Here is a 17,784-nt window from a genome sequence, read left to right as displayed (position 1 = left end):
AGTCCGTGAAGGGTCCCTTCACGGACCGCTTTAGACTCGAAGCATGACGATCTCCCGCCGCAGCCCGGACCACGATGCCGAAGTGATCGTGGTCGGCGCCGGACCGGCCGGCTCCACCGCGGCCACGTACCTCGCCCGTGCCGGCGTCGACGTGCTGCTGCTGGAGAAGACCGCGTTCCCGCGCGAGAAGGTCTGTGGCGACGGGCTCACCCCGCGCGGCGTCAAGCAGCTGATCGACCTCGGCCTCGACACCAGCGAAGAGGCCGGCTGGGTGCACAGCCGCGGCCTGCGCATCCTCACCGGCGATCTGACGCTGGAGCTCGACTGGCCCGACCTCACCAGCTACCCGCCCTACGGCGTCGCGCGCACCCGCCAGGACTTCGACGACCTGCTCGCGAAGACCGCGGTGAAGGCAGGCGCCCGGCTGTACGAACGCACCACGGTGACCGGTGCGATCACGAACGCCGCCGGCCGCGTGGTCGGCGTGGAGGCGAAGGTCGGCCCGGAGAAGACGCCGGTGCGTTATCGCGCGCCCCTGGTGCTCGCCTGCGATGGCGTGTCCGCGCGGCTCGCGCTGAGCGTCGGCATCGATAAGAACGAGAAGCGCCCGATGGGCGTCGCGGTCCGCCGGTACTACAAGAGCCCGCGGCACGACGACCCGTTCATCGAGGGCCACCTTGAGCTGTGGGACCGGTCGGACCCGCGCAACCCGAAGCTGCTGCCCGGCTACGGCTGGGCGTTCCCGCTCGGCGACGGTACGGTCAACGTCGGGCTCGGCATGCTGTCCACTTCGGCCTCGTTCCGCAACACCGACTACCGCGCGCTGCTGCGTCAGTGGCTCGACGGCACGCCGGAAGAATGGGGCTACCGCGAGGAAAACGCGGTCGGCAAGGTCGGTGGCGCCGGGCTGCCGATGGGCTTCAACCGCACCCCGCACTACCGCGACGGCCTGCTGCTGCTCGGTGACGCGGGCGGCATGGTGAGCCCGTTCAACGGTGAGGGCATCTCGGCTGCGATGGAGTCCGCGCAGCTCGCCGCGGAGGTCGTGGTGCAGGCGCTGGCGCGGCCGTCGGGGCCGTCGCGGGAACGTGCGCTGGCCGGGTACCCGCGGGCGGTGGCCGATCTGATGGGCGGCTACTACCGGCTCGGCAACGTGTTCGCGAAGCTGATCGGCAAGCCCGCGGTCATGCACACGGCGACCAAGTACGGGCTGCGCATCAACAAGATCCTTCCCTTGGTGTACAAGGGTCTTTCCGGTTGCTACGACGCGCGCGGCGGCGACGGCGTCGACCGCTTGATCGCCGCCCTCGCCCGCGCCACCCCCAGCCCGCGCTGACCCTCGCCACAACGCCGCAACGCCGCAACGCCACCCCGCGACCCCGCGACCCCGCGACCCCGCGACCCCGCGGCGAAGGCTGTGAAGGGCCCCTTCACAGCCTTTCCGGGATGCGGAACTAACCCGGCTGGAGCAATGGTTGCCCGGCCGGTCAGGTGGGATACGTCACAAGATCGCGTCCGCCGCAGGGTGCGGCGCGGTTCCTCAAGAACCCTTTACCGCAGGTCTCGCCACTGGGCCCGGACACGCACCGGGCTGGCCGTCCGGTCAAGTTAGGCGAGCCTTAAAGTGCGGCCCCTAGGGACAACCGTGTGACTCACGTCCTACACTCCCCCCATGCTTTGTGAATCGCTTCACAACCGCGACGAGTGGCTTGTGAACTATTTCACAAGCTGCCTGCGGCCCGGCCACGGGCCGTAAGGGTGCCCTGACCCTCGGCGGTGTGACCCAGCTCCCTTAGGGTGCCCGCGAGGACTCGGACCACCACCCGAGACGCAACCCGCAGCGGCGCGGAAAGGATGGCGAAAGATCCCGTGCTGATGGTGTCCGTGCTGGCGCAGGCCGATTCCGGACCGGCGGCGCCCGGCCTGAAGGTGTACCTGCCGCTCGTTCTGCTGTTCGTGCTCGCGGCCGCGTTCGCCGTGCTCTCGGTGCTGCTCGGCCCGATGGTCGGCCCGAGCCGGTTCAACCGGGCGAAGTCCGCGGCCTACGAGTGCGGTATCGAACCCTCCCCGCAGCCGCTGGTCGGCGGCGGCCGGATGCCGGTGGCCTACTACATCACCGCGATGCTGTTCATCCTGTTCGACATCGAGATGGTGTTCCTCTACCCGTTCGCGGTGAACGCCAACGCGCTCGGCGTGTTCGGCCTGGTGGAGATCCTGCTGTTCATCGTTACGGTCGGCTTCGCCTACGCCTACGTGTGGCGGCGCGGCGGCCTGGATTGGAACTGAAGCCATGGGCCTGGAAGAGAAGCTCCCCAACGGCATCCTGCTGGCCAGTCTCGAAGGCCTGGTCAACTGGGCGCGCAAGAACTCGCTGTGGCCCGCCACCTTCGGCCTCGCCTGCTGCGCGATCGAGATGATGACCGTCGGCGGATCCCGCTACGACATCGCCCGGTTCGGCATGGAGCGGTTCAGCGCCACGCCGCGGCAGGCCGATCTGATGATCGTGGCCGGGCGGGTGACCCAGAAGATGGCGCCGGTGCTGCGGCAGATCTACGACCAGATGGCCGAGCCGAAGTGGGTGCTCGCGATGGGCGTGTGCGCCTCCTCCGGCGGCATGTTCAACAACTACGCCGTGGTGCAGGGCGTGGACCACGTGGTGCCGGTCGACATGTACCTGCCCGGCTGCCCGCCGCGCCCGGAGATGCTGCTCGACGCGATCCTCAAGCTGCACGCCAAGATCCAGGACGAGCCGATCAACGCCCGTCGCGCCGCCCTTCGTGCGGCCAGCGGGGCGCGCACCGAACTGGTCCCCTCGTCGATCAAGTACGCGAAGAAGTGAGCCCGGTGCCCCAAAACCCAGCAGAGCGGCCGGAAACCGGCGGCGAGCAGTCCAGCGCGGAGCGGCCTGAGGCCGGTCTGGAACCCCGCGGCGCGGAGCCGGTCGTCGCGGGCGAGGTGCGCAAGGGCATGTTCGGTGTCCGCGGCAGTGGTGACACCTCCGGCTACGGAGGGCTCCGGCTGCCCGCGTACAGCCCGCCGCCCGCCGAGCGTCCGTACGGTGGCTGGTTCGACGAGTTCGCCGACGAGCTGTACGCGGCCATGGCCGACAACGAGATCCCGGCGACCGCGATCCAGCAGACCACTGTGGACCGTGGCGAGATCACCTTCTACGTCGGCCGCGACTACCTGGTGCAGCTCGCGACCATCCTGCGCGACGACACCGGTCTCCGGTTCGAGCTGCTCAGCTCGGTGTCCGGAGTGGACTACGGGGTGGATGTGCCGCAGCGGCTGCACTCGGTCTACCACTTCACCTCGATGACCTACCGGCGCCGGATCCGGCTGGAAGTGACGCTGGACATCGAGGATCCGCACGTGCCCTCGCTGGTCGGGCTGTACCCGACCGCGGACTGGCAGGAGCGCGAGGCCTACGACATGTTCGGCATCGTCTACGACGGTCACCCGGCGCTGACCCGGATCCTGATGCCGGACGACTGGGACGGCCACCCCCAGCGCAAGGACTACCCGCTCGGCGGGATCCCGGTCGAATACAAGGGCGCGGAAATCCCGCCGCCAGACCAGCGGAGGTCGTACTCGTGAGCAGCGACCTGCCGAGTCGGGCGCGGAAATCCCGACTGTGCCGAGATCAGCGGAGGACGGACTCGTGAGCAGTACCGACGAAACCACGACCGAAGTCCCCGAGGCGGACAGCCGCGACACCACCGAAGGCCGCGTCTACACGGTTTCCGGCGGGGACTGGGACGACGTGCTCGCCGACGCGCAGCACGACGAGCGCATGGTGATCAACATGGGCCCGCAGCACCCGTCCACGCACGGGGTGCTGCGGCTGGTGCTGGAGATGGAGGGCGAGACCGTCACGCAGCTGCGCTCGGTCATCGGCTATCTGCACACCGGCATCGAGAAGAACTGCGAGTACCGCACCTGGACCCAGGGCGTCACCTTCGTGACGCGGATGGACTACCTCGCGCCGTTGTCCACCGAGCTGGCCTACTGCCTCGGGGTGGAGAAGCTGCTCGGCATCCAGGCGCCGCCGCGGGCCGAGCTGCTGCGGGTGCTGCTGCTGGAGATCAACCGGATCGGCTCGCACCTGGTCTACATCGCCACCGGCGGCATGGAACTGGGCGCCACCACCGCGATGACGCTCGGGTTCCGCGAGCGGGAAGAAGTGCTGCACCTGCTGGAGCACCTGACCGGGCTGCGGATGAACCACGCGTTCATCCGGCCCGGCGGGCTGGCGCAGGACATGCCGGCGGACTTCGCGGAGAAGGTCACCGAGTTCTGCAAGGTGATGGACAAGCGGCTGCCGCTCTACGACAAGCTCTTCACCGGTCAGCCGATCTGGCGCAACCGGCTCAAGGACGTCGGCGTGCTGCCGCTGGACGCCTGCCTCGCGCTCGGCATCACCGGCCCGATCCTGCGGTCCGCGGGCCTGCCCTGGGACCTGCGCAAGACCGAGCCGTATTCGCGCTACGACGAGTTCGAGTTCGAGGTGCCCACTTCGACCGACGCGGACTGCTGGGCGCGGTACCTCATCCGGGTCGAGGAGATGCACCAGAGCCTGAAGATCATCAAGCAGGTGCTGAAGAAGCTCGAACCGGGTCCGGTCATGGTCGAGGACAAGAAGGTCGCCTGGCCGGCCCAGCTGTCGCTCGGCAGCGACGGGATGGGCAACTCGCTGGAGCACGTCCGCAAGATCATGGGCCAGTCCATGGAATCGCTGATCCATCACTTCAAGCTGGTCACCGAGGGCTTCCACGTCCCGGCCGGCCAGGTGTACGCGCCGGTGGAATCGCCGCGTGGCGAGATCGGCGCGCACCTGGTGTCCGACGGCGGCACCCGGCCGCTGCGGGTGCACATGCGCGAGCCCAGTTTCGTGAACCTGCAGTCGATGCCCGCGATGTCCGAGGGCGGGCTGGTGGCCGACGTGATCGCCGCGGTCGCCTCGATCGACCCGGTGATGGGGGGAGTGGACCGATGACACACCCGACCGAAGTCCCGGAACCGGGACCACGGGACGCGGAGACCACGCACATGGCCGCGGCGGGCGACACCGATGTCGTCGGTATCGCGCCGGATCCCGCGCTGGCGGAGGGAATCCTGGCCGATGCACCGGCCGCGGACATCTTCGACGCGGGCACCGAGCAGCGCGCGCAGGAGATCATCGCGCGTTACCCGGTCGCTCGTTCCGCGTTGCTGCCGATGCTGCACCTCGTGCAGTCGGTGCAGGGGTACGTGAGCCAGGAGGGTATCGCGTTCTGCGCCCGCCGGCTCGACCTCAGCGACGCCGAGGTCAGCGCGGTCGCCACGTTCTACACCATGTACAAGCGCCGTCCCTGCGGTGAGCACCTGGTGAGCGTGTGCACCAACACGTTGTGCGCGGCGCTGGGCGGCGACGAGATCTACCGCAAGCTGCAGACCCACCTCGGCTCCGCGGAAAAGCCGTTGGGGCACGAGGAAACCGCGGGCACGCCGGGTGAGCCGGGGTCGATCACGCTGGAGCACGCGGAGTGCCTGGCCGCCTGTGACCTCGGTCCGGTGCTGCAGGTCAACTACGAGTACTTCGACAACCAGACCCCGGAGAAGGCCGTCGCGCTGGTCGACGCGCTGCAGGCGGGGAAGAAGCCGGGGCCGACGCGGGGCGCGCCGCTGAGCGACTTCAAGGGTGCCGAACTGCAGCTGGCCGGGTTCTTCCCGGAGGACGAGGCGACCTACCGCGCGGACGTCGACGGGCCGTCGCAGGCCGTCGAAACGTTGCGGGGCGCGCAGCTCGCCGCCGACCGCGGCTGGACGGCGCCGGGCGCGCAGGACGTTCCGCTGCCAGAGTTGGAGAAGAAGTAATGCCTGATCCCATTACTCCGGTCCTGACCAAGCGCTGGCTCTCGCCGGAATCCTGGCGGATCGAGACCTACGAACGGCTGGAGGGCTACACCGCGGCGCGCAAGGCGCTGGCCGGGACGCCCGAACAGCTCGTGCAGGTGGTCAAGGACTCCGGGCTGCGCGGCCGTGGCGGCGCCGGATTCCCGTCCGGCGTGAAATGGTCCTTCATGCCGCCCAACGAGGACAAGCCGCACTATTTGGTGATCAACGCCGACGAAGGCGAACCGGGTACCTGCAAGGACATCCCACTGATGATGGCGGACCCGCATTCGCTGATCGAGGGCTGCATCATCGCCTCGTACGCGATGCGTTCGCGCCACTGCTTCATCTACGTCCGAGGCGAGGCGCTGCACTGCATCCGCCGGCTCAACGCGGCCACGCGCGAGGCGTACCAAAAGGGTTATCTCGGCAAGAACATCTTCGGCAGCGGCTGGGATCTCGAACTCACCGTGCACGCCGGCGCGGGCGCCTACATCTGCGGTGAGGAAACCGCGTTGCTGGACTCGCTCGAGGGCCGTCGCGGGCAGCCCCGGCTCAAGCCGCCGTTCCCCGCGGCCGCCGGGCTGTACGCCGCGCCGACCACGGTGAACAACGTCGAGACCATCGCGAGCGCGCCGTACATCATCAACGCCGGCTCGGCCTGGTTCCGCGAGATGGGCCGGGAGAAGTCGCCGGGGCCGAAGATCTACTCGATCTCCGGCCACGTGGAAAAGCCCGGCCAGTACGAGTGCCCGCTCGGCACCACGCTGCGCGAGCTGCTGGAGCTGGCGGGTGGCATGAAGGACGGCATCCCGCTCAAGTTCTGGACGCCGGGTGGCTCGTCCACGCCGATGTTCACCGCCGAGCACCTGGACACCCCGCTCGACTTCGAGGGCGCGGCCGAGGCCGGTTCGATGCTCGGCACCACCGCGGTGCAGGTCTTCAACGAGACCGTTTCCGTGCCGTGGGCGGTGATGAAGTGGACGCAGTTCTACGAGCACGAGTCCTGCGGCAAGTGCACGCCGTGCCGGGAAGGCACGTACTGGCTGGCGCAGATCCTGGAGCGGATGGTCGAAGGCCACGGCACCGAAGAGGACATCGACACCCTGCTGGACGTGTGCGACAACATCCTCGGCCGCTCGTTCTGCGCGCTCGGCGACGGTGCGGTCTCGCCGATCCAGAGCGGGATCAAGTACTTCCGCGAGGAATTCCTGGCCTTGTGTGCCAGCAACAAGCGTGAATTGGTGGGAGCGCAGGCATGACGATCGCGCCCGACAAAGCAACGACCGGCGAGATTCCGGTCCCCGAGGGTCACGTGAAGCTGACCATCGACGGGGAAGAGGTCATCGCGCCCAAGGGTGAGCTGCTGATCCGCACCGCCGAGCGGCTCGGCACGGTCATCCCGCGGTTCTGCGACCATCCGCTGCTCGACCCGGCGGGCGCCTGCCGCCAGTGCCTGGTCGAGGTGGAGATGGGCGGCCGGCCAATGCCGAAGCCGCAGGCCTCCTGCACGATGACGGTGGCCGACGGCATGGTGGTCAAGACCCAGCTCACCTCGCCGGTCGCGGACAAGGCGCAGCAGGGCGTGATGGAGCTGCTGCTGATCAACCACCCGCTGGACTGCCCGATCTGCGACAAGGGCGGTGAGTGCCCGCTGCAGAACCAGGCTCTCGCGCACGGCCGCGCGGAATCGCGGTTCGTGGACACGAAACGCACGTTCGCCAAGCCGCTGCCGATCTCGTCGCAGGTGCTGCTCGACCGCGAGCGCTGCGTGCTGTGCCAGCGCTGCACCCGGTTCTCCGACCAGGTCGCCGGCGATCCGTTCATCGCGCTGCTCGAACGCGGTGCGCACCAGCAGATCGGCACCGCGGAGACCGCCGACGTGCTGGACCTGGCTTCGCGTACCACCAGCGGTGATCCGTTCCAGAGTTACTTCTCCGGCAACGTGATCCAGATCTGCCCGGTCGGCGCGCTCACCAGCGCGGCCTACCGGTTCCGCTCCCGGCCGTTCGACCTGGTGTCCACGCCGAGCGTGTGCGAGCACTGTTCGTCGGGCTGCGCGGAGCGCACCGACTTCCGGCGCGGCAAGGTCCAGCGCAAGCTGGCCGGCGACGACCCGGAGGTGAACGAGGAGTGGTTGTGCGACAAGGGCCGCTTCGCCTTCCGTTACCTGCAGGCCGGTGACCGGATCCGCCGTCCGCTGGTCCGCAACGAGGTCGGCGCGCTGGAAGAGGCGTCCTGGACCGACGCGCTCCGGGTCGCCTCGGCCGGTCTGCTCAAGGCCCGCGAGGGCAACGGTGCGGGCGTGCTGACCGGTGGCCGGCTGACCGTCGAGGACGCTTACGCGTACTCGAAGTTCGCCCGGATCGCCTTGCGCACCAACGATATCGACTTCCGTGCGCGAGCGCACTCGGCCGAGGAGCTGGCGTTCCTGGCGGCCACGGTGGTGGGCGGCACGCCGGAGACCGGCGTGACGTTCCAGGAGATCGAAAGCGCACGCACGGTGCTGTGCGTGGCCTTCGAACCGGAGGACGAGGCGCCGATCGTGTTCCTGCGGCTGCGCAAGGCGGCCCGCAAGAACCGCACCCGCGTCGTCCACTTGGGACAGTGGACCACCTCCTCGGTGCGCAAGACCTTCGGCGAGCTGCTGGCCTGCCTGCCGGGTGGCGAAGCCGCCGCGGTGGACGGGATCGCCCAGCACGCGGCCGATCTCGACGAGGCGCTGCGCGGCGAAGGCGCGGTGATCCTGGTCGGCGAGCGGGCCGCGGAGGTGCCGGGCCTGTTCTCCGCACTGCACCGGCTCACCGAGCGCACCGGCGCCCGGCTGGCGTGGATCCCGCGCCGCGCCGGTGAACGGGGCGCGCTGGAGACCGGTTGTGTGCCGACGCTGCTGCCCGGTGGCCGCGCGGTCACCGATGCGGCCGTCCGTGCCGAGGTCGAAAAGCTTTGGGGCGCTTCGCTTCCCGCCGAGCCCGGCCGGGACGCGACCGGCATCCTGCAGGCCGCTTCCGGCGGCGAACTGGACGCGCTGGTCGTCGGCGGTGTGGACCCGAACGACCTGCCCGACCCGGATCTGGCCCGGCGCGCGCTGGACAACGCCGGGTTCGTGGTCAGCCTGGAACTGCGGGCGAGCGAGGTGACCGAACGGGCCGACGTGGTCCTGCCGGTCGCGCCGTCCGCGGAGAAGGCGGGCAGCTACCTCACCTGGGAGGGCCGTCGCCGCGAGTTCGACGTGACCCTCGAAGGCACCGGCTCGCTGCCGGACGGCCGGGTGCTCGACACCCTCGCGGTCGAGATGGACGCTGACCTGTTCACCCAGACCCCGGCCGCCGCCGCGGGCGACTTCGCCAAGCTCGGCAAGGCTGTGCAGGGAACCTTCACGGACTCTGAGTCCCTGAAGGTGGCCTTCACGGACCTGCCGCGGGTGGGGTCGGGGCAGGCGGTGCTCGCCACCTGGCGGCAGTTGATCGACAACGGTTCGCTGCAGGACGACGAGCCTCACCTCAAGGGCACGCAGCGCACCCCGGTCGCGCGGCTGTCGGCGAAGACCGCGGCAGGCCTCGGCGACACCGTGCGGGTGTCGAACGAGCGTGGTTCGATCACGCTGCCGGTCGAGGTCGCCGACCTGCCCGACGGTGTGGTGTGGCTACCCGGCAACTCCGACGGCTCGGCCGTCCGCTCCGCGCTCGCCGCGGGGCACGGCACGCTGGTGCAGATCTCCGGAGGTGACCAGTGAGCCCGCAGCTCACGCAGGTACTGGCGCAGTTTCCCGACGCCGCCGAGCGCGCTCGGCTGCTCGCCGACGATCCGTGGTGGCTGTACCTGATCAAGGCCGTGGTGATCCTGCTGATCGGCCCGATCCTGACGATCTTCCTGATCGTCTGGGAACGCAAGGCGGTCGGCCGGATGCAGAACCGGCCCGGCCCCAACCGGGTCGGCCCCGGAGGGTACCTGCAGTCCCTGGCGGACGCGCTGAAGCTCCCGTTCAAGGAGCAGATCATCCCGGACACCGCCGACCGCAAGGTGTACTTCCTCGCGCCGGTGCTGTCCGCGGTGCCCGCGCTGATCGCGCTGGCGGCCATCCCGTTCGGCCCGGTGGTGTCGATCTTCGGCGAACAGACCACGCTGCAATTGGTGGACCTGCCGGTCGGCGTGCTGGTGATCCTGGCCTGCTCCTCGATCGGGGTGTACGGCATCGTGCTCGCCGGCTGGGCCTCCGGTTCGCCGTATCCGCTGCTCGGCGGGCTGCGCTCGGCCGCGCAGGTGATCTCCTACGAGATCGCGATGGGTCTCTCGATCGTCGCGGTGATCCTCTACTCGGGTTCGCTGCAGACCTCGGAGATCGTGCAGGCACAGGCCCACGGCTGGTACTTCTACCTGCTCATCCCGAGCTTCGTGATCTACGTGATCTCGATGGTCGGCGAGACCAACCGCGCGCCGTTCGACCTGCCGGAGGCCGAATCCGAGCTGGTCGGCGGGTTCCACACCGAGTACAGCTCGATGAAGTTCGCGATGTTCTTCCTCGCCGAGTACGTGAACATGGTGATCGTCTCGGCGTTCTGCACCACGCTGTTCCTCGGCGGCTGGCGGTTCCCGTTCGTCGGCGACGATTCGCCGCTGAACCAGAACTGGTGGCCGGTGCTGTGGTTCTTCGCCAAGACCTTCATTCTGCTGTTCGGCTTCATCTGGCTGCGCGGCACGCTGCCGCGGCTGCGCTACGACCAGTTCATGCGGCTGGGCTGGAAGGTACTGGTCCCGGTCAACCTGGTCTGGATCATCGTGGTGGTGGCGATCAAGACCATCCAGTGGAGCTGGCCGCAGATCCTGGTCGGGGTCGGCATCGTGCTGGTGGTGCTGGTGCTGCTGAGCCTGGCGCTGCCGGACAAGAAGCTGCCGCCCTCGGACTACGTGGACCTCACCGGTGGCGGACATCCGCTGCCGCCGCTGGACCTGCGGGTCCCCGAGAGCACACCGCGCCAGAAGGCGCTGGCCAAGGCGGAGGCGAGGGCCGCCCGGCGCAAGCCCGCCGAGGTCGGCTCCGCGGCCGGACAGGAAGGGGCAGAAGATGGCGGCAACTGACTTCCTCAATCCCATCAAGGGATTCGGCGTCACCTTCGGGATGATGTTCAAGAAGGTCGCCACCGAGGAGTACCCGGAGGCCGGCGCCCCGGCCGCCCCGCGCTACCACGGGCGGCACCAGCTCAACCGGCATCCGGACGGGCTGGAGAAGTGCGTCGGCTGCGAGCTGTGCGCCTGGGCCTGCCCGGCGGACGCGATCTTCGTCGAAGGCGGGAACAACACCGACGAGGAGCGGTACTCCCCGGGCGAGCGGTACGGGGCGGACTACCAGATCAACTACCTGCGCTGCATCGGCTGCGGGCTGTGCGTCGAGGCCTGCCCCACCCGGTCCCTGACGATGATCAACTTCTACGAGCTGGCCGACGACGACCGGCAGCGGCTGATCTACACCAAGGAAGACCTGCTCGCCCCGCTGCTGCCCGGCATGGAGCAGCCGCCGCACCCGATGCGGCTCGGCGAGAACGAGCAGGACTACTACGTCAACGGGCCCCAGCTCGAAGCACGCTTCTCAGCTGAGAGCGCATCGGACACAGTTGCCCGCGGGGCGCAGGAGGCGAAGCAATGATCAGCGCCCTTCTCGCGCAGGCCCCGGCCGTCGTGGACCAGTCGGTCTCGACGGGCGAGGCGATCGCGTTCTGGATCCTCGGCCCGCTGTGCCTGCTGGGCGCGCTGGGCATGATCTTCTCCCGCAACGCGGTGCACTCGGCGCTGTGGCTGGTGCTGACCATGCTCAGCCTCGGCGCGCTGTACATGACGCAGAACGCGCCGTTCCTCGGGTTCACCCAGGTCATCGTCTACACCGGCGCGATCATGATGCTGTTCCTGTTCGTGCTGATGCTGGTCGGCCGGGAAAGCTCCGATTCGGTGGTCGAAGTGCTGCGCGGGCAGCGGATGGCGGCCACCTTGCTCGGCATCGGGCTGGCCGCGCTGATCGCGGCCGGGGTGTTCCGTTCCCTGGTGAACGTGACCCCGGCGCAGCCACTCGATCCGTACTCCGCTTCGGGCGGTGGCGCGGGCGGGCTGGGCCGGATCATCTTCACCCAGTACCTGTTCCCGTTCGAGCTGACCTCGGCGCTGCTGATCACCGCCGCGCTCGGCGCGATGGTGCTGGCGTTCACCGACCGGCACGCCAAGGGCGGCAAGCGCACCCAGCGCGAGCTGGTCCGGATGCGCTTCCGCGGCGAGCACGATCGCCCGTCGCCGCTGCCCGGCCCCGGCGTGTTCGCCACCGCGAACTCGGTGGCCACCCCGGCGTTGCTGCCGGACGGTTCGGTGGCCCCCGAATCGCTGTCCGAGATCATCGAGTCCACCTCGGCGATCCAGCTCATGCGCGAGCGCAAGCTCATCGCGGACGAGGGGCCGAAGCCGGACGCGCACGCGCTGGTCGGCGGCACGGACCAGGCCGCGGACGAGAAGGGGGAGGAGAAATGACCCCGAGCTACTACCTGCTGCTCTCGGCGTTGCTGTTCGCGATCGGCGCGGTCGGCGTACTGGTGCGCCGCAACGCGATCGTCGTGTTCATGTGCATCGAGCTGATGCTCAACGCGGTGAACCTCACCCTGGTCACCTTCGCCCGGATCAACGGCGGGCTGGACGGCCAGGTCATGGCGTTCTTCGTGATGGTGGTCGCGGCCGCCGAGGTCGTGGTGGGCCTGGCGATCATCATGGCGATCTTCCGCACTCGCCGCTCGGCCTCGGTCGACGACACGAACCTGCTGAAGTACTAAGTGCCGCCTCATCCCCTCCGCCCACCCTCAACGGAGGCGCTGAGCGCCACTGAAAGGATTCGCGCGTGACCGCATCATCGTGGCTGCTGGTGGCCCTGCCCGCCCTCGGCGCCCTGATCCTCCTGCTTGCCGGGAAACGGGCGCGGGCGTGGGGACACCTGCTCGGCACCGCCACCGTCGTACTGGCCTTCGTGTATGCCGTGAGCCTGTTCTTCGCCGCGGACGGGAAATCCACTGTGGACACCAAGGTGTTCTCCTGGATCCCGGTCGGGCAGTTGCAGGTGGACTTCGGCCTGCGCATCGACGCGCTGTCGCTGACGTTCGTGCTGCTGATCACCGGCGTCGGCATGCTGATCCACTTCTACTCGATCGGCTACATGGCCGAGGACGAGGGCCGGTCGCGATTCTTCGCCTACCTCAACCTCTTCGTCGCTTCGATGCTGATCCTGGTGCTGGGCAACAGCTTCGTGACGCTGTACCTCGGCTGGGAAGGCGTGGGCCTGGCGTCCTACCTGTTGATCGGCTGGTACCAGGGCCGTCCGTCCGCGGCGACCGCGGCGAAGAAGGCGTTCCTGATGAACCGCGTCGGTGACGTCGGGCTCGCGCTGGCGATCTTCCTGATGTTCAAATACACCGGCTCGACCGGCTACGCACAGGTCTTCGACGGTGTCGCGAACGGGCAGATCCCCCCGGGCGCGGTCACCGCGATCGCGATCCTGCTGCTGCTCGGCGCGTGCGGCAAGTCCGGTCAGTTCCCGCTGCAGGCTTGGCTGCCGGACGCGATGGAAGGCCCGACCCCGGTGTCCGCGCTGATCCACGCGGCGACGATGGTCACCGCGGGCGTCTACCTGGTCGCCCGCTCGAACGTGATCTTCAGTGCCACGCCGGACGGCAGGCTGGTGGTCACCCTGGTCGGCGCGGTGACGCTGCTGCTCGGGTGCATCGTCGGCTGTGCCTACGACGACATCAAGAAGGTGCTCGCGTACTCCACGGTCAGCCAGATCGGCTACATGATGCTGGCGGTCGGCCTCGGGCCGGGCATCTACGCGCTGGGCATCATGCACCTGGTGGCGCACGGCTTCTTCAAGGCCGGGCTGTTCCTCGGGGCCGGTTCGGTCATGCACGGCATGAACGACGAGGTCGACATGCGCAAGTTCGGCGGGCTGGCGAAGAAGATGCCGATCACCTTCGTCACCTTCGGTCTCGGCTACCTGGCGATCATCGGTTTCCCGTTCCTCACCGGGTATTACACCAAGGACGCGATCATCGAGGCCGCGTTCGGCCAGGAAGGCTGGCGCGGCTGGGCATTCGGCCTCGCGACGGTGCTCGGCGCCGGGCTGACCGCGTTCTACATGACCCGGCTGATGATGCTGACCTTCTTCGGCAAGCCCCGCTGGAAGGACATCAAGGGCAGCGACGGACGGGATTTCCATCCGCACGAAGCGAAGCCGGTGATGTGGATCCCGATGGCGATCCTCGCGGTCGGCTCGGTCGGCGCCGGTGCGTTCTTCGTCCTCGGCCACCGGTTCGTCGACTGGCTTTCCCCGGTGCTCGGCCAGTTCGAGGAGGCCGAGCACACGCCGATTCCTTCGTGGACGGTGCCGGCGATGACGCTGGTGCTGGCCGCGCTCGGGGTGCTGCTCGCGGTCTGGCTGTTCCGTCCCTCGCGCGACATCGCCGTGGAGCGTCCGGAGCGGGTGGCCTGGCCGGTCCGCGCGGCCCGCAAGGATCTGTACGGCAACGCGCTGAACGAAACGCTGGTCGCCCGGCCGGGCACCTGGCTGGCACGGGCACTGGTCTATGTGGACAACCGCGGGGTGGACGGGGCGGTCAACGGACTCGCCGCGGCACTCGGCGGCGGGTCCGGGCGGTTGCGCAGGCTGCAGACCGGATTCGTGCGGTCCTACGCGTTGTCCATGCTCGGCGGCACGTTCCTGCTTCTGGCGGCCCTTCTGCTGGTGAGGTTCTCCTGACATGACTTGGCTTCTGGCGCTCATCCTGCTGCCACTGGTGGGTTCGCTGGCGCTGGCGTTCCTGAAGGGGAACGACCGCGCCGCGATCGCCACCGCGCTGGTTGTGTCCATTGCGGAGTTCCTGCTGATCATCCCGTTCTGGGCGAGCTACTCGCCCTCGGGGGAGCGCATCCAGCAGGCGACCACAATGGACTGGATCCCGAGCTTCGGCATCCACATCTCGTTCGGCACCGACGGCATCTCGCTGATCATGATCGCGGTGATCGCCCTGCTGGTGCCGATCGTGGTCGGTGCGCTCGGGCTCACCGACAGGCTCCCGGCCGGCCGTACCGCCGGCGGGTTCCTGTCGCTGATCCTGCTGCAGGAGGCGATCACCATCGCCGTCTTCGCGGCGACCGACGTGTTCCTCTTCTACGTGCTGTTCGAGATCATGCTGATCCCGATGTACTTCCTGATCGGCGGCTACGGCGGCGCGAACCGGCAGTACGCCGCGGTGAAGTTCTTCCTGTACTCCTTCCTCGGCGGCCTGATCATGCTGGCCTCGGCGATCGGGGCGTACTCGCTGGCCTCGGACAAGCTGGGCAAGGGCACCTTCGACTGGGCCACCCTGGTCACCGTGGTGCGGGACGCGCCGACCAGCACCCAGGTCTGGCTGTTCCTCGGCTTCTTCCTGGCGTTCGCGATCAAGGCGCCGCTGGTGCCGTTCCACACCTGGCTGCCCGACGCGGCGGGCCAGGCGCCGATCGGCGTCGCGGTGCTGCTGGTCGGCGTGCTGGACAAGGTCGGCACGTTCGGGTTCCTGCGGTACTGCCTGCCGATGTTCCCGGAGGCGAGCAAGACGCTGGCGCCGCTGGTCCTGGTGCTCTCGGTGATCGGGGTGATCTACGGATCGATCCTCGCCGCCGGGCAGACCGACATGAAGCGGTTCCTGGCCTACGTCTCGATCGCCCACTTCGGGTTCATCGCGCTGGGCATCTTCACCTTCAACGAGCAGGCCATGGTCGGCTCGGTGTCCTACATGCTCAACCACAGCCTCTCCACCGGAATGCTGATCGTGGTGGTCGGGCTGATCGTGATGCGCGGCGGTTCGACCCGGATTTCCGACTACGGCGGGATGGCGAAGGTGACCCCGCTGCTGGGCGGGATGCTGCTGCTTGCGGGCCTGTCCGCGCTGTCGCTGCCCGGCACGAACTCGTTCATCAGCGAGTTCCTGGTCCTCCTGGGGTCCTTTGTGGACCATCCGGTGTACACGATCATCGCGACCGTGGGCATGGTGCTCGCCGCCGCCTACGTGATGTGGCTCTACCAGCGGATCATGCAAGGCCCGGTGCGCGGGGACGCACTGGTCGGCGTCGGTGGCGGGCCGGGTACCGCGATCGCCCCGGAACTCGGTGCGAAGAAGGCCATCAAGGACCTCGGCGGACGCGAGATCGCCATTCTCGCACCGATGGTCATCCTGATCATCGGCTTGGGCTTCTATCCCAAGCCGATGCTCGACACGATCACCCCGTCGGTGCAGGCGACGCTGTCTGCCGTGCAGGGAGGCAAGTAAACCGTGCTCGACATGTTCCTCGCGCAGGCGCCCACCGCGCCCGTGCCAGTGCCCCCGATCGATTACGCCGCCGTGCTGCCGATGCTGATCGTCTTCGGCGTCGCCTGTGTGAGTGTGCTGGTGGAAGCGTTTGCGCCCAAGGCGACGCGGTGGGGCATCCAGGTGGGGATCTCGATCATCGCGATCCTCGCCGCGGGTGTCTCGCTGGTCACCTACGCCAGTGGTTCCTCGCCGAAGGCGGGCACCACCACGTTCTCCGGGGCGATCTCGGTGGACCGGCCATCGCTGTTCCTCTGGGGCACGCTGCTGCTGCTCGCCCTCGGCGCGGTGTTCCTCATCGCGGACCGCAAGATCGTGCCGGGCGGCGCGTTCGTCGCGCAGGCGGCGATCAGCCCCGGCACCGTGCAGGACCGGGAGCAGGCCGCCACCACATCGCAGACCGAGGTCTTCCCGCTGACGCTCTTCGCGCTCGGCGGGATGATGGCCTTCTGCGCGGCCAATGACCTGCTCACCATGTTCATCGCGCTCGAAGTGCTGAGCCTGCCGCTGTACCTGATGTGCGGTCTCGCGCGGCGGCGCCGGCTCATCTCGCAGGAAGCCGCGGTGAAGTACTTCCTGCTCGGCGCGTTCTCCTCGGCGTTCTTCCTGTACGGCCTGGCGCTGCTCTACGGCTACGCGAACTCGGTCAAGCTCGCCGACATCGCCCACGCGGCGGCCGGCTCGGACCGTTCGGACACGCTGCTGTTCGCCGGGCTCGGGCTGCTCGTGGTCGGCCTGCTGTTCAAGGGTTCGGTCGGCCCGTTCCACACCTGGACGCCCGACGTCTACCAAGGCGCGCCGACTCCGGTCACCGGGTTTATGGCTTCCTGCACCAAGGTGGCCGCTTTCGGCGGAATTCTGCGGGTGCTGTCGGTCGCGTTTTCCTCGACCAGCTGGGAATGGCGCGGGGTGCTGTGGGCGGTGGCGATCATCTCGATGGTGATCGGCGCGATCCTCGGCCTCACGCAGACCGACGTGAAGCGGATGATCGCCTATTCGTCGATCGCGCATGCCGGCTTCCTGCTCGTCGGCGCGATCGCGATGACCGAGAACGGCTTGTCCAGCACGCTGTTCTACCTGCTGGCCTACGGATTCACCACGCTCGCCGCGTTCGGCGTAATCAGCCTGGTCCGGGATTCCAGCGGGGAGGCTACGCATCTGTCCGCCTGGGCCGGGCTGGCGAAACGCTCGCCGGTGTTGGCCGGGGTGTTCACGTTCCTGTTGCTGGCACTGGCCGGCATCCCGCTGACGAGCGGGTTCGTCGGCAAGTTCGTGGTGTTCTCCGCGGCCCTGTCGGACGGGATGGCGCCGTTGGTGGTGGTGGCGCTGGTGTTCAGCGCTGTGGCGGCGTTCTTCTACCTGCGCGTGATCGTGCTGATGTACTTCTCCGAACCGGCCGCGGACGGCCCCACGGTCACCGTCCCCGGCGGCTTCACCACGGCGGCCATCACGCTCGGCGTGGTGGTGACCCTGGTGCTCGGCCTGGTCCCGGCGTTCGCGCTGAACTGGGCCGGATCGGGCGGATTCGCCTCCTGACGCG

15 protein-coding genes are annotated in these 17,784 nt (G+C 68.6%); all 15 read left to right on the top strand.

What is annotated here, in order from left to right; all coding sequences use genetic code 11:
* Positions 1–43: 43 nt before the first annotated feature.
* The 15 genes from ATK36_RS13800 to nuoN all read left to right on the top strand — a co-directional run bounded on the left by ATK36_RS13800 (position 44) and on the right by nuoN (position 17,780).
* On the top strand, positions 44–1,336 hold the full coding sequence (locus ATK36_RS13800; protein WP_170069727.1) for a geranylgeranyl reductase family protein: 1,293 nt from the start codon (positions 44–46) through the stop codon (positions 1,334–1,336).
* A gap of 539 nt (positions 1,337–1,875) precedes the next feature.
* Positions 1,876–2,286, top strand: a complete 411-nt coding sequence (locus ATK36_RS13795) for an NADH-quinone oxidoreductase subunit A (RefSeq protein ID WP_098514868.1) — start codon at positions 1,876–1,878, stop codon at positions 2,284–2,286.
* A gap of 4 nt (positions 2,287–2,290) precedes the next feature.
* Positions 2,291–2,839, top strand: coding sequence for a NuoB/complex I 20 kDa subunit family protein (locus ATK36_RS13790; RefSeq protein ID WP_098511752.1), 549 nt, complete (start codon positions 2,291–2,293; stop codon positions 2,837–2,839).
* Entirely contained in the window at positions 2,836–3,597 is a 762-nt protein-coding gene (locus ATK36_RS13785; protein ID WP_425427387.1) for an NADH-quinone oxidoreductase subunit C, read from the top strand. The genes ATK36_RS13790 and ATK36_RS13785 overlap by 4 nt, the downstream gene beginning before the upstream one ends.
* A gap of 64 nt (positions 3,598–3,661) precedes the next feature.
* A complete protein-coding gene (locus ATK36_RS13780; RefSeq protein ID WP_098511750.1) occupies positions 3,662–4,996 on the top strand; it encodes an NADH-quinone oxidoreductase subunit D in 1,335 nt (444 codons plus the stop codon).
* A complete protein-coding gene (gene nuoE / locus ATK36_RS13775) occupies positions 4,993–5,856 on the top strand; it encodes an NADH-quinone oxidoreductase subunit NuoE (RefSeq protein ID WP_098511749.1) in 864 nt (287 codons plus the stop codon). The genes ATK36_RS13780 and nuoE overlap by 4 nt, the downstream gene beginning before the upstream one ends.
* Complete coding sequence (nuoF, locus tag ATK36_RS13770; RefSeq protein ID WP_098511747.1) at positions 5,856–7,136, top strand: NADH-quinone oxidoreductase subunit NuoF; 1,281 nt, start codon at positions 5,856–5,858, stop codon at positions 7,134–7,136. The genes nuoE and nuoF overlap by 1 nt, the downstream gene beginning before the upstream one ends.
* Positions 7,133–9,610, top strand: coding sequence for an NADH-quinone oxidoreductase subunit G (locus tag ATK36_RS13765; RefSeq protein ID WP_098511746.1), 2,478 nt, complete (start codon positions 7,133–7,135; stop codon positions 9,608–9,610). The genes nuoF and ATK36_RS13765 overlap by 4 nt, the downstream gene beginning before the upstream one ends.
* The gene (nuoH, locus tag ATK36_RS13760; RefSeq protein WP_098511744.1) at positions 9,607–10,953 is read left to right on the top strand and encodes an NADH-quinone oxidoreductase subunit NuoH; all 1,347 of its coding nucleotides are present in this window, start codon (positions 9,607–9,609) and stop codon (positions 10,951–10,953) included. Before ATK36_RS13765 ends, nuoH begins: the two co-directional genes overlap by 4 nt.
* Positions 10,940–11,518 (top strand): NADH-quinone oxidoreductase subunit NuoI, encoded by a 579-nt coding sequence (gene nuoI / locus ATK36_RS13755; RefSeq protein WP_098511743.1) that lies wholly within the window; start codon positions 10,940–10,942, stop codon positions 11,516–11,518. Before nuoH ends, nuoI begins: the two co-directional genes overlap by 14 nt.
* Positions 11,515–12,384, top strand: a complete 870-nt coding sequence (locus ATK36_RS13750) for an NADH-quinone oxidoreductase subunit J (RefSeq protein ID WP_098511741.1) — start codon at positions 11,515–11,517, stop codon at positions 12,382–12,384. Before nuoI ends, ATK36_RS13750 begins: the two co-directional genes overlap by 4 nt.
* The gene (gene nuoK / locus ATK36_RS13745; RefSeq protein WP_098511740.1) at positions 12,381–12,680 is read left to right on the top strand and encodes an NADH-quinone oxidoreductase subunit NuoK; all 300 of its coding nucleotides are present in this window, start codon (positions 12,381–12,383) and stop codon (positions 12,678–12,680) included. The genes ATK36_RS13750 and nuoK overlap by 4 nt, the downstream gene beginning before the upstream one ends.
* Before the next feature lie 65 nt (positions 12,681–12,745).
* Positions 12,746–14,653: an NADH-quinone oxidoreductase subunit L gene (gene nuoL / locus ATK36_RS13740; RefSeq protein WP_098511738.1), complete on the top strand. Its 1,908-nt coding sequence runs from the start codon at positions 12,746–12,748 to the stop codon at positions 14,651–14,653.
* 1 nt (position 14,654) lies between these two features.
* Positions 14,655–16,205 carry an NADH-quinone oxidoreductase subunit M gene (locus ATK36_RS13735; protein ID WP_098511737.1) on the top strand — a complete coding sequence of 517 codons (1,551 nt, stop codon included), beginning with the start codon at positions 14,655–14,657 and terminating at the stop codon, positions 16,203–16,205.
* 12 nt (positions 16,206–16,217) lie between these two features.
* A complete protein-coding gene (gene nuoN, locus ATK36_RS13730) occupies positions 16,218–17,780 on the top strand; it encodes an NADH-quinone oxidoreductase subunit NuoN (RefSeq protein WP_387000390.1) in 1,563 nt (520 codons plus the stop codon).
* The last annotated feature ends 4 nt before the right edge of the window (positions 17,781–17,784 follow it).

The organism is Amycolatopsis sulphurea (assembly GCF_002564045.1).
Lineage (GTDB): Bacteria > Actinomycetota > Actinomycetes > Mycobacteriales > Pseudonocardiaceae > Amycolatopsis > Amycolatopsis sulphurea.
The sequence above is the reverse complement of the archived record's forward strand: the minus strand, read 5'-3'. Positions and strand labels throughout refer to the sequence as shown.

What these genes read in the sequence shown, in the direction of transcription:
- ATK36_RS13800 (WP_170069727.1), top strand. Translation starts at nt 44, where the DNA reads ATGACGATCTCCCGCCGCAGCCCGGACCACGATGCCGAAGTGATCGTG.
- ATK36_RS13795 (WP_098514868.1), top strand. Translation starts at nt 1,876, where the DNA reads ATGGTGTCCGTGCTGGCGCAGGCCGATTCCGGACCGGCGGCGCCCGGC.
- ATK36_RS13790 (WP_098511752.1), top strand. Translation starts at nt 2,291, where the DNA reads ATGGGCCTGGAAGAGAAGCTCCCCAACGGCATCCTGCTGGCCAGTCTC.
- nuoE (WP_098511749.1), top strand. Translation starts at nt 4,993, where the DNA reads ATGACACACCCGACCGAAGTCCCGGAACCGGGACCACGGGACGCGGAG.
- nuoF (WP_098511747.1), top strand. Translation starts at nt 5,856, where the DNA reads ATGCCTGATCCCATTACTCCGGTCCTGACCAAGCGCTGGCTCTCGCCG.
- ATK36_RS13765 (WP_098511746.1), top strand. Translation starts at nt 7,133, where the DNA reads ATGACGATCGCGCCCGACAAAGCAACGACCGGCGAGATTCCGGTCCCC.
- nuoI (WP_098511743.1), top strand. Translation starts at nt 10,940, where the DNA reads ATGGCGGCAACTGACTTCCTCAATCCCATCAAGGGATTCGGCGTCACC.
- ATK36_RS13750 (WP_098511741.1), top strand. Translation starts at nt 11,515, where the DNA reads ATGATCAGCGCCCTTCTCGCGCAGGCCCCGGCCGTCGTGGACCAGTCG.
- nuoK (WP_098511740.1), top strand. Translation starts at nt 12,381, where the DNA reads ATGACCCCGAGCTACTACCTGCTGCTCTCGGCGTTGCTGTTCGCGATC.
- ATK36_RS13735 (WP_098511737.1), top strand. Translation starts at nt 14,655, where the DNA reads ATGACTTGGCTTCTGGCGCTCATCCTGCTGCCACTGGTGGGTTCGCTG.
- nuoN (WP_387000390.1), top strand. Translation starts at nt 16,218, where the DNA reads ATGTTCCTCGCGCAGGCGCCCACCGCGCCCGTGCCAGTGCCCCCGATC.